This window comes from Flavobacterium paronense (assembly GCF_030409795.1).
In the GTDB taxonomy this organism is placed as follows: Bacteria; Bacteroidota; Bacteroidia; order Flavobacteriales; family Flavobacteriaceae; genus Flavobacterium; species Flavobacterium paronense.
This window is the reverse complement of record NZ_JAUFQN010000019.1, coordinates 773,004-785,871: the sequence shown is the minus strand read 5'-3', so window position 1 is coordinate 785,871 and position 12,868 is coordinate 773,004. Positions and strand designations below refer to the sequence as shown.

Here is a 12,868-nt window from a genome sequence, read left to right as displayed (position 1 = left end):
TTTGCATTTCAATTCAATAGTTACCCTATAGTGAAAACTAAATAGGAATCACAAAAAATAGTCAAAAAAAAAGACCCAACTACTTTTGGGTCTCTTTTTAACTAAAAGAAAAAAAGCTAATAAACTACTTTTTTAGTCACTACTACTCCATTCTCTCCTTCTATTTTAACTAATAAAACTTCTTGAGTATCCGGTAAGTCTGTAAAGGAAGTAGCGGTAGCACTAACGTGATTTTTAGTCGCTATTATTCTACCTCTAATATCATAAATGGTAACCGATTTCATATTTTCGGCACCCGAATTAATAAACAATCCTTGTTCGTTTTTATAAACAACTACACTATTCTCATTAAATACCGGAACACCTAAAGATTCTGTATTGTATCGCAATATAAAACGGTTTTCAAAAGTACCTATTTCCGTTGCAAACGTATAAGGACTATTACGTAAGTCATGAATAACATGCAATAAAGTATCCTCTAAATAAACCGTTTGCGTAGTGAACAAACCATCATATTTTGGCATCGATATAGTATAAGTACTGGCAATAGTAGTTTTATACATCAAAGGCACCGTATCGGTAACATCAAAAGGAAGAGGACGACCCTGTATAGCCATTTTTTTATCTTCAACAGGAGTGTAAAACGAAATCACATTGTTAGATACAGACGTCTCGCCATCAAACAAACGGTCAATACCAAGCGTAGCGGTTTCAATATAACAAATCAATACCTCTCTAAAAGCACCTTGTGCATTAGCAATATCCAGCCAATACCGATGTTTTTCGAAGCTAGTGTCATTTTGTGCAACATGGGTAGCTCCTGTTTTAAAGAATTGACCGTTATTTCCGGCTCTACGCATGGCGTTGGTAAATGTTGCATAGTAAAGAGGCCCGGCTCCTGTGATGGTAGCTACTCCTTTAGTAAAGAATCCCTGACCTGCACCGATATAACCATTAGGCGCAACATTTAAACCGGCTCCATCAACTCCTGATGGTCTGGTTCCTACTCCGCCTGCTAAAGTATATACAGCATAATCATCATTGGTATACTGTAGGGAAACAGAGTTAATATTGGTATTGTGAGTCCAGAAATAAAGAGCACCAATATTAGCATTCGCAGTTATAAAATTATCTGCAAATAAAGCACTTGGATAAGGATTACCCAATAAATTAAATTGATTCACCCCTTGCGCTACTCCTATCTGTATAGCCTGCGATCCATTATTTGGAACTCCTGCAAAACTAGCGGTAAAATTAGCCGGCAATGGTGGGAATGGCGTTACATAGACAGGGAAAGTAGTAGGAGCTCTTATTAAGTATCCTTTGGCTACAGCCATAGTGGCAGTTCCCGGACTTACATATTGCCACTGATTGGCTGTAATACCATCATACTGGTAAAAAAGTGGCGATGCCGAAGATACGGCCAATAAATTTTGAGGATATACCGGAGAAGACCAATAAGTATAATCAAATTTATACATCGGACTAGCCGTTCTCATATAGGTAATATTTCCAACATTGCCTCCATTATAAACTCCAGCAGCATTGGTTACCACATTAGGTTGGTACAAACTGGAACCATCTTGGAAAGTAAGCGACCCTCCTGTAGCTACCGTTACAATTTTTTCAACCGTCATGGTATGACCTGTTATAATAGTAACAGAACCCGATGAAGTTACGCTAACACTACAAGCTGAGATATCACCTGGGGAGACTAAATTAAGTAGTGGGTCCGAAGTATACGGACCATCAAAAATAACCGCTTTAGTTGCAGTAGGATTTCCATTGGACCATGCCGATCCATTCCAAACTGTCGTACTGTTACTAGTGATTATTGTTATTACATTAGAATAAAGAGTACAACTACCGTTAGTAAGTACCGCTCTATAATAGCGATTGGCCGTCAAAATTCCCATTTGCGCTGAAGTAAGCGTAGCCGAAGTAGCCCCGGCTATAGGAGTAACATTTACGGTAAAGCCAAAATCATCAGCATACTGCCATTGAATAGTCCCAGAAGACCCTGTCAAAGTTAAATTAGACGGGGCACCGCCACAAAGCGTTTGGTCAGACGAAGCCGTACCAGCTACGATAGGCGTAACCGTAACAACTACATCATCACTGAGTGAGTTACAGCCATTGTAGATACTTACTACTGAATACGTTTGTGTTGTTGTCGGATTAGCAACCGGATTATAAATAGCGGCATTGCTCAAAGCGGTAGTATTGGGCGTCCAGCTATAAGTAACCGTCGGAGCGGTAAATCCAAACTTTATATTAGGGATAACATTGGTTGCATAATTGGTTGTGAAATTACATCCTGTAGCATAATCATCGTATTCATATAACATTCTGTTGGCACCGCTTGGGTCTCTGTTATAATAAATTAAATTGTAATCGGTATAACTTGAATTATCAAAACATACTTGAATAACCACATTTGAAGTTCCGTCCCACACAAAAGGAGTTCCGAAAGTAAAAGTATTCCAACCTGTAGCATTTATTGACGGGCTACCTGTGTAATAATCTGTCAATCCTGTTTCATAAGCAGATCCAAAACTAGTTATGTTTGTTGGTTTCATAGCAATCTTAAAACCATTCATAACCTGATTGGAATAAACAGTAGAAACATTAAAGGCCAAAGAGGTTAAATTACCTGCAGTATAACCCGCTGAAGTCAAGTCTGATGCATAAATCAAAAACTGGGATTTTGCATCATGCCAGTAGGTATTAAAAGGCAAAGTGGCATCTGAATAGGTTGTACCTCCAATACCCGTTGGGCTAATAGTTACCGTACTGGTAGCATTTAAAGTAGTACTGCTTCCTTGACAGATAGTAACATCAGTTCCGGCATTTGGTGTCGGCGGCAATGGTTTTATCACAAAACTAAAGCTACTATAGCTAATGGCCAATGGTGTAGCAACACTTATTGAACCGGTAGTTGCGCCAACCGGAACTGTAGCCGTAATTGTAGTATTGTTTACCACGCTAAAAGCAGCCGTTACCCCATTAAATTTCACCGAAGTAACTCCCGAAAGATCCGTACCGGTAAGCGTAACCAAAGGAGTTGTTCCAATACAAGCACTACTTATACTACTGCTTGTTAGTACAGGCACAACAGCACACGATATTACTGCATTCCAACCATTTCTTCTGGTTGAACCATCCGATACAAATTTAAAAGTTAAGGAACCGGAGCTGTCAGTAGAATAAAAAGTCTGACCAGCTGTAATCTGAGTACCGCTGTAAACACCAATTAAAGTAGAGGCCGTAGTTGGTCCATTATAGACATACAGAAAATCATAACCAGATTCGGTATTAAAATAACTAAACGTAGCTTTTATTTTATTGCCTGCAGTACCCGGATTAAAGGTATAGGTATAATTTTCATTATTTAGATATCTTGTTGTTCCTCCTGATCCCGGACCTCCACTATCATAAAAAAGAGACCCACAGGTAGTAAGAGACCCATTAGTCATAGTTACTGTAGCTAAATTAACTGTTAGGAAACTAGTAGAACCAACCCATGCATTATAGCTGGCACCACAATGGGCACGCACCCAAACATAATAGGTAAATCCTAATGTTAAACCTGTTAAAGTTACGGAAGTCGTACCAACTACATTTCCAGTAGGCGTAGCTCCTGCTAAAGGAGTGGTTGGAGAATTACTAACAAAATAATCATAAGTACTGTTAGGCACTAAAGCAACATCGGACCAGGATACAAGCGCAGTAGTTGCTGTAACATCTGAAGAGGCTAAGGTTGTAGGTGTGCCCAGAACGCAAGGCGGTGATGGAACAACACTAAGGGTATAATCTTCATATTCCCCAGATCCCCCACCATTAACACAAGAGGTGTAAACAGGAATATAACTATCAGCAACCCGCATTCTATAGGATCCCGATGCCTGACCAACAGGCACATTGATAATACCATTATAAGGACCTGTCGCATAATTGGTTGTGGCAACAATGGTTTCATTAGCATCATTAAAATCCCCATCTGAATTCCAATCTACCCAAGCATAATAATAATAGGTAGCAAAACCGGTAATGCTGTTGGTTATTCTGAAATCTATAGGATAACCTGCATATTGAGAGCAGGACAAAGTAGCAGCATAATTTCCATAAGCGTTAGTACTTCGCACACTGGTATTATCTATATTGGTAAGACCTCCGGTAGTTTTGAAATTACTGATGTAATAACCCGTTCCAATAGCGCCAGCATAACTAGGATCACAATAAGCAATAGCTAGCGTCGCATAAGTAATCGTTGCTGAGTTAGCACTAGTACCACAAACATTGATAGCACGAACTCTATAATAATACGTTGTTCCTCCACTTAAACCTGTTACAGCATAAGTAGTTACATTCCCAACAGATGAATTGTTTACAACCATGGAGCTAAAACCACTATCGGTAGCAACATCAAGAAAATACCCTGTTGCTCCAACTGATGCTGCCCAATTGGCCGTAATCGAACCACCTGTAGCACCAGAACCTGCTGCGGCAACTGGAGCAGTTGGCACACCGGAAACTATAGTAACTATTGCAGCACCTTCCGTACTCCAACAACCGGCTGCCGATTGTGCTCTGAAATAATAAGTATTGGTTCCAACAGTAGAAATCAATTGACTGCCTGATGGTGTTGCTGTACTGGTTCCGCTAGTAGTAGTTCCTTGAAAATACATCGTCCCACTTCCGCCATTAGCAGCAGTTAAGGTAGTAGAAGTACAAAAAGTACCTGCTGTAGTTACTGTAACAGCGGTAGGAATAGCGTTTATAGTAACACCTCCGGAAACAGCAGTTGTTACAGCACTATTACATGGTGCACCGCTAGATACTATACAATAATAATAAGTAGTGCCAAGTTGTGCAATCGTACTCAAAGGAGCGTAAGAAGCCGATGTAGCGCCTGCAAGTAAAGTCCCGCCAGTATTAGAATTGCTAGTATTAGAATACCATTGATACGTTGGACTGGTACCACTGGCAACAACACTCAAAGTAGTTGTAGCCCCTCCAACACATGCCGACTGTGGCGTACTTGATGGCGGTGTGGTAATCGTTATAGGGGTAGTAAAAGATACCGTTGCTGAACCTTCAGCTCCCCAACAAGAAGCAGATAAAGCTCTAAAGTAATAAGTGCCATTAGCAGACACCAATTGAGTATTGGCTGGGGTAGCTGTACTAGTACCTCCAGAAGTAGTTCCTTGAAAATACATAGTACCAATCGAACCATTAGATGCTGTTAAAGTCGTTGAACCACAAAATACCCCAGTACTAGGACTAACCGTAGTAACGGCAGGATAATCGGTAACGGTAACGCCTCCTGAAACAGCACTAGAAACAGCACTATTACATGGAGCTACACTAGATACAACACAATAATAATAAGTAGTCCCAACCTCTGCAACAGTACTCAGTGGAATATAAGAAGATGAAGTAGCTCCTGAAAGTAAAGTACCTCCTGAATTGGAATTACTAGCATTAGAATACCATTGATACGTTGGACTTGTACCGGAAGCAACAACGCTCAAAGCAGTCGCTGCAGTTCCCACACAGACCGATTGTGTAGCTGATGAAGGAGGTGTTGTGATAACAATAGGCGCAGCACTAACATTTATAGCCCCCGAAAAACCACTAGTAACCGAACAGCCAATAGTGCTGGTGATTACGCAATAGTAATATAAGGTGGTTCCTAAGGTAGCAGTATCGGGTGCATAGGTACCACTATTGGTACCAACAGCTGTGGCACTAACAGTACTCGCACTGGTGTTACTATACCATTGATAAGTAGCAACCGTTCCTCCAGTAGCTGATGCTGTTAAAGAAATACTCGATCCCTGACAAACGCTTTGGTTACTACTATTAGGCGAAGTCCCTAAAGCATAAGCCGTACAATCCGTAGTTGTAAAACTGGTTACCGCAGACCACGGACTAAAATTATTAGCACCACAATAAGAACGAACCCAAACATAATAAGTTTTTGCTTGATTTAAACCTGTAAGACCATAGGTATTTGTTGTAACCGGACTGGCATTATTATAAGCTATTGTAGGAGTAGTAATTGAAGTGGGCGGTGTGGGTAGAGTAGCTGATTCAACATAATAAATTTCATAAAGTGAGGCACCTGTTGTATCCCAGTTTAAAGTTGCTGTGGTAGCTCCTACCGGGCTTGCTCCTAAATTAGCAGGTTTAGCACATTTAATGCAATCAACCTTTATATTAAATCCTGAGGCAGTTAGAGAACCATTAGAAGTAAACTTAATGGTAATCGCTCCGGTTGGAGAAGTTTCTGCCATATAATATTGGTTTGTTGGCGTAGCTGTAAGAGCTGCACCTATGATATTTCCGGCTGTACCCGTGGCATCATCAAAGACCTCCAAAAAATCACCAGCTGTCGCAGAGACCACTAAGGAGTTAATTTTAATCCTTATCCTGTAACCTGCAGCAAAAGCAGTGGGGTCTGGCTTGAAAGTAACCTGGTTGATTTGACTGTTACTATAATTATCCGAAGAACCACCATTATCATAATAATCATAAGAAGCACCAGAACTTAATAATACAGTACTTGGTGTTGCTACTGGCGAACAATTGGCAATCGCTCCCGCATCACCAACTTGAACCGGCGCTACAGTTCCATTATATGAATAATCACCTAATGTAGCAGTCCCAGAATTATCATAGGTATCCCATGCAAAATCATCTATAAATAATCCAGCAGTACCGGTTCGGGTAATTCTAACATTAACACTAGGTAAGGCAGTTGGAAAAGTGAAAGTGACAAGTTTATATACTGCAGTAGTTACACCACCTGTAATCGTTGCTGGTAATGTCACTGCACTCAATGTACTAACATTAAATACATTAGAAGGCGCTGTCGCAAAGTTATCGGTAGAGTATTCGACTAAATACGAACTTGTATTAGCAGTAGCCTTCATATAAAAAGAAACAGTACGGGGATATGCAATGGTAGGTGTTTTCAACCATCCTGCACTAGTATTAATATTGCAAAATATATTCCCTGATCGAGCGGTTGTTATTCCAGTACCAAAATTAACTGTAGCAGCTGAAGAGGTTGTAAAACTAGGTGAAGCTGTAGCCACAGCAGGATTAGTTGTTGCAGATATAAAACTTTCAAAACGAGCATAAGGTCCGGTACACTGTGCTTGGGTTTGGGTAGTAATTCCAAAAACCATAACAAGCACTAAAGCATAAAAAAACCATAGTGGTTTTTGTGATTTGTATAAACTGTTTGGGAAACTAAGTAGCTTTTTTTTCATACACTTTTTTTATAATAGCATTATAAGAGAATACTTTAAATAAATACTGTCTTTAGGTTAAGACGCTAAAAATACGTCATAAAACCAAATTAATACGGGTTAACTAGTTAAAATGCAATACTTTTCGACAAACTGTAAAAAACACCGACAAAAACTAGGGAACCCAGTATATTAGGGCATTACTTTACTTCTATTGTCTGTAGGTAATTAGCCAATTAAACTATAATCTTATTAAATTGTTACCAAATTTACTTTTTGTGCCGCAATTTTACTGGCTAAAATAATAAAATGTTACTATACTGCAAAATATGTTAATAAATAGTTATGAAAATCAGCAGTATAGCTATTATAATGCAAAAAAAGGGTTGCTGAAGTAGGGTTTGCTTGGTATTAAAAAGGTAAAACAAGCATACTAAGGTTTTTTTGTATGGTGTTGGCGGCAAGCTCAAATAATATACAAAAAAAAATTCGTTTAAAGTAAATCTGTAATTTTGAAAAAAAGAAAGAAAAAATGGATTTGCAAACTCGAAAATTAAACTTCATTCAAGATTTTCTTAAGATAGAAAGTGAGAAAGCAATTTCTCATTTAGAAAAACTGTTACAGAAAGAAATCCAAAATAATGCTGAATTGAAACCAATAACACTAAAAGAGTTTCAGAAAAGAATTGATCAATCTACCGAAGATTCTAAAAATGGAAGATTGACTGAAAACGGTAAATTAATTTCCGAAATAGAAAAGTGGCGTTAGAAATTTATTGGACTGATTTGGATAAAAACAGCATCGAAGTTTTTGATGTGTTTGATACTCGACAAAATCCAATAAAAATGGAACGTGGAAAATAAGCCAGCCGCTAACAGCCGTTTCAAGAAATGTTGAGGCGCGGGATTTATCATAAATGGAAAAGGTTTATAATTAAAAGTTTTATTTATATTTGTAAAGGCTTGGTCTTGGTTCATCGCCACTTCATGAAGCCGCGAGACGTTAGCGGAGATTTTCAATAACCATAGATTAAAATTATACAATTAGTATTTTACAATAGCTTTAAACTGTTGTTTTGTTCTATAAACTACCATACTTTTGCATCGTTATGAACAAATCACAAAGTAATACAGCTAAAATAGTTTCTTCTGCCAAAAAGTTTTTGGAAGATAAGAAAGCTATACGCGCATACATCAAAGGTGAAATAACTTTACAAGCCTTGAATGAAAGAGGAATTAAACTTAATATGCCCGTATAACGTATTTCTTGACAAAGATACTTTTATTTATTCTTTCATAACAAAAAATCAAGTAGAATACAAAATTATCTTCTCAGACTCTACTTCCTTTTATGAAGGAACTTCTTCACATGGAAAAATTTCAAAAGTTTACAGTTTAACTGTAGAAAAAGTAACTGACATAAAAGAAAAACATGATACAGATGTTCAGGCAACCGTGGATTGTATTGTAACACATTTTTTTGAGGATAAAGAAAACTCATTAATATACATGTGTGATAATTCAGATAGTCGCGAAATAGCACGATACAGAAAGTTCAATGGTTGGTTCGCCAATAGTCCTTTTAAAGATAATGTCATCAAGATTAACGAGCAGATTGAAAGTGAAGATAAAACAACAACTTTTTATACAAGTATTGTCTATCACATGGAAAATCCATTCCAATCGGACTTGGAAATTGGTTACTATGAAGTAATAGATACGTTGCGAGATAAGTAAAAAACCTTCGCTAACAGCGGTTTCTCGCAATGGCTGATTTTATTTTTATAAGCCGGAAATTACTCAACTAGAAATTTAAATATCTTTACAACAACACGAAAAGTTGTCTCCCAAAGCCTCGGAAAAGTATAGAAGACTTATAGCGACAGTATTTTGCAATAGAAGCAGCAAGTAAAAAGCGCCTGTATTCCTTATGTATTCGCGGTAGGTATTAAAGGTATTGCTTTTGATAATATGTTTGATAATCGCCCGAGGTTACATTGCGAAGCCATTCCTCGTTGGCTAAATACCACTCAATTGTTTTTTCCAAACCCTGCTCAAAAGTAACCGATGGTTTCCAACCGAGTTCTTTGTTGATTTTTGAGGCATCAATGGCATACCGCAAATCGTGTCCTGGTCTGTCTTTTACGTAGGTAATCAACTTTTCAGACTCGCCTGCTGCCCTACCCAATTTGGTATCCATTTGACGGCAAAGTAATTTCACCAAATCAATATTTTGCCATTCGTTAAAGCCCCCAATATTATAAGTCTCATGATTCTTCCCTTCATGGAAAACCAAATCAATAGCGATAGCATGGTCAATAACATACAACCAGTCACGGGTGTATTTTCCGTCGCCATAAACTGGCAGCGGTTTGTTATTGATAATATTATGAATAAACAAAGGAACCAGCTTTTCAGGGAAGTGATTGGGTCCGTAATTGTTAGAGCAATTCGTAATCACATAAGGCAATCCATAGGTTTCGCCATAAGCTCTGACAAAATGATCAGAACTAGCTTTAGAAGCCGAATAAGGAGAGTTTGGATCGTAAGCTGTAGTTTCGGTAAACAAGCCTTCTGCACCTAAACTTCCGTACACCTCATCGGTAGAAATATGATAGAAACGTTTGCCTTCAAAGTTGTCCTTCCAAATTGTTTTAGCCGCATTCAATAAGTTCATTGTGCCAATAACATTGGTTTTTACAAACGCTAATGGATCCGTAATAGAACGGTCAACATGCGACTCGGCAGCCAAGTGCAACACACCATCAAATTGATGTTGCTGAAATAAATCGGTAATGAAATCGGCATCGACAATATCGCCTTTTATAAACGTATAATTGGGTGATTTGTCAACATCGGCAATGTTCTCAAGATTCCCTGCATAAGTCAAGGCATCCAAATTGAAAATCTGATAATTAGGATATTGAGTTACAAACCGTCTTACGACATGTGAACCTATAAATCCTGCTCCGCCGGTAATTAAAATCTTTTTCATAGTTATTTTTTTTTCACGCAAAGTGCGCTAAGTTTTTTCGCAAACCTGCCTGCCGGCAGGCAGGGGCCACAAAGGTAAAAATTATTTAAATCAAATGGTTCATAAAACTTAAGGCCTAATTGCCAAAAACTTTAAAAAAATCTCTGCGCTCTTTGCGAAAAAACTTTGCGCTCTTTGCGTGAAACTTCAAAAAACTCTCTGCGAGCTTTGCGAAAATCTTTGCGCGCTTTGCGTGAAACTCTCTCCGCGCTTTGCGTGAAACCTTTACAAATTATTAACTATCCTATGTATAGAATCTTTAACCAATTTCGAATTAAAATTTACCAACAAACCCAAACGTTTATCAGATAATTTCAAATAAGTCAAAAGTTGTGAATAATGAACCGGTGCCAAACTCTCTACTGATTTAATTTCAAGAATAATTTTATTCTCTACCAAAATATCTATCCTGTACCCAACATCTAAATGAACCTCTTTATAAACAAATGGCATTGCTACTTGTTGTGACACTTCTAATCCCAAAGAACGTAATTCATAAGCCAGTGCATTCTCATAAGCAGATTCTAATAAACCAGGTCCTATTTGCTTATGAAGTTCAATTACAACTCCGATTATTTTATAGGATAGTTCATTTTCAGTCATCGTTTTAAAATATTATTTCACGCAAAGTGCGCAGAGGATTTCACGCAAAGGCCACAAAGGTAAAAATTATTTATATCAAGTGGTTCATAAAACTTAAGCCCTAATTGCCAAAAACTTTAAAAAAATCTCTGCGCTCTTTGCGAAAAAACTCTGCGCTCTTTGCGAAAATCTTAGCGTACTTTGCGTGAAACTCTCTCCGCTCTTTGCGAGAAACTTTCAGTGCTCTTCAAGTGAACCTGTTTTACAACCTCCCATCCGCCTTTTCATTCAACACCCCTTTTACATCAAATAAAACCCCATTCGGTTTTTTTAATTTAGATAAATCGATAGTTGTAAATTCCTTATGCGCTACACCAAGAACGATAGCATCAAAAGTAGTCGTTGGCAGTTCATTTGTAGTGGCTAATTTGTACTCATGCTGCACCTCTGAAGGTCTTGCCCATGGATCAAAAATAGTAACTTCAATGCCATAATCGGCTAAAGCATGAACGACATCTACGATTTTTGTATTTCTAACATCCGGACAATTTTCTTTAAACGTGATCCCCAACATTAGTAATTTGGCACCATTGATAGCTACGCCTTTTTTAATCATTAGCTTCACTACTTGTGAGGCAACGTATTCGCCCATACTGTCATTCAATCGTCTTCCTGCTAATATGATTTCGGGATGGTATCCTTTCTCTTGTGCTTTTTGAGCTAAGTAATAAGGATCAACGCCAATGCAATGTCCGCCAACTAATCCTGGTTTGAAAGGCAGGAAATTCCATTTGGTTCCGGCAGCTTCCAAGACGGCATGTGTATCAATTTCTAATAAATTAAAAATCTTAGCCAATTCATTTACAAAGGCAATATTGATATCGCGTTGCGAATTCTCAATTACTTTAGCTGCTTCAGCCACTTTTATAGAAGGTGCCAAATGCGTTCCGGCTGTAATAACCGATTTGTATAAGTTGTTTACTTTTTGACCAATCTCAGGCGTAGAACCTGAAGTTACTTTTAGTATTTTTTCTACGGTATGCTCTTTATCGCCCGGATTAATTCTCTCGGGAGAATAGCCCGCAAAGAAATCAACATTGAATTGTAAGCCACTCACTCTTTCTAAAACGGGAATACATTCTTCCTCAGTCACACCCGGATAAACAGTAGATTCATAAATAACGATATCGCCTTTTTTCAAAACCTTTCCAACTGTTTCACTCGATTTATACAATGGCGTTAAGTCTGGGCGGTTATTTTTATCAACCGGAGTTGGAACCGTTACAATATAATAATTGCAAGAAGCTATATCTTCTAAAGTACTACTACATAACAAGCCATTTGCATCGGATAGCGAATTGACAAGTACATTTTTCAATGTAACCGAATCAATTTCTAAAGTAGAATCAACACCTTGATTCAATTCGTTAATTCTATTTTGATTGATATCGAAACCAACAACAGGATATTTTGTTGCAAACAAACGTGCTAATGGTAATCCGACGTAACCTAATCCAATAACTGCTATTTTAATATTCATATATTTATTTGTTGTCTGTGGTCTGTTTTCTGTTATCTGTTATCCGTTTTCTGTTATCCGTTTTAAACCGATAACTGTTTACTCAAATTTATTCCAATTATTTTCAACATACTTTATGAAGTTAAAAATTTTAGCTCCAAGAATATCGTAATCACTTTGAAGGAGTTTAATTTCATTCTCAAAATTGGGGTAAAGAACTTGTATCTTTTCAAAATGACAGAGTGTTTCCAAATTACTAGCATACGAATAGGTCAAAAATTTAATAAAATCAGCTTTATATCTTTTGCGACCATAACCTTCAACAATATTGGTTGAAACAGAATCTGATGACCTTCTAATTTGACTACCCAATTCATATAATTCGTGTTTTGGAAGTTTCAAAGAAATTTGATGTGTTTTGTAAAACAAATTTAAACTTAAAGTATAAATAGCTAAATCTTTGTAACTTTTCAT

General features: G+C 37.6%; 8 protein-coding genes. 3 read left to right on the top strand and 5 right to left on the bottom strand.

Annotated features, from left to right (window positions below):
• Window positions 1-116: 116 nt before the first annotated feature.
• A complete protein-coding gene (locus tag QWY90_RS04915) occupies window positions 117-7,280 on the bottom strand; it encodes a RemA C-terminal-like gliding motility protein (protein ID WP_290284751.1) in 7,164 nt (2,387 codons plus the stop codon).
• Between the two features lie 511 nt (window positions 7,281-7,791).
• Here QWY90_RS04915 and QWY90_RS04910 point away from each other — a divergent pair.
• From QWY90_RS04910 to QWY90_RS04900, 3 genes are all read left to right on the top strand, one after another.
• Window positions 7,792-8,028 (top strand): hypothetical protein, encoded by a 237-nt coding sequence (locus QWY90_RS04910; protein WP_290284750.1) that lies wholly within the window; start codon window positions 7,792-7,794, stop codon window positions 8,026-8,028.
• Between the two features lie 340 nt (window positions 8,029-8,368).
• Entirely contained in the window at window positions 8,369-8,518 is a 150-nt protein-coding gene (locus QWY90_RS04905) for a hypothetical protein (RefSeq protein WP_290284749.1), read from the top strand.
• Window positions 8,484-8,996 carry a DUF6169 family protein gene (locus tag QWY90_RS04900; protein WP_290284747.1) on the top strand — a complete coding sequence of 171 codons (513 nt, stop codon included), beginning with the start codon at window positions 8,484-8,486 and terminating at the stop codon, window positions 8,994-8,996. Before QWY90_RS04905 ends, QWY90_RS04900 begins: the two co-directional genes overlap by 35 nt.
• Window positions 8,997-9,207: 211 nt before the next feature.
• On the opposite strand, the gene rfbB is transcribed toward QWY90_RS04900, so the two are convergent.
• From rfbB to QWY90_RS04880, 4 genes are all read right to left on the bottom strand, one after another.
• Window positions 9,208-10,254: a dTDP-glucose 4,6-dehydratase gene (gene rfbB / locus QWY90_RS04895; protein WP_290284746.1), complete on the bottom strand. Its 1,047-nt coding sequence runs from the start codon at window positions 10,252-10,254 to the stop codon at window positions 9,208-9,210.
• Window positions 10,255-10,518: 264 nt separating this feature from the next.
• Complete coding sequence (locus QWY90_RS04890; protein WP_290284745.1) at window positions 10,519-10,896, bottom strand: GxxExxY protein; 378 nt, start codon at window positions 10,894-10,896, stop codon at window positions 10,519-10,521.
• A gap of 241 nt (window positions 10,897-11,137) precedes the next feature.
• On the bottom strand, window positions 11,138-12,415 hold the full coding sequence (locus QWY90_RS04885; RefSeq protein WP_290284744.1) for a nucleotide sugar dehydrogenase: 1,278 nt from the start codon (window positions 12,413-12,415) through the stop codon (window positions 11,138-11,140).
• Window positions 12,416-12,493: 78 nt separating this feature from the next.
• Entirely contained in the window at window positions 12,494-12,868 is a 375-nt protein-coding gene (locus QWY90_RS04880; RefSeq protein WP_290284743.1) for a four helix bundle protein, read from the bottom strand.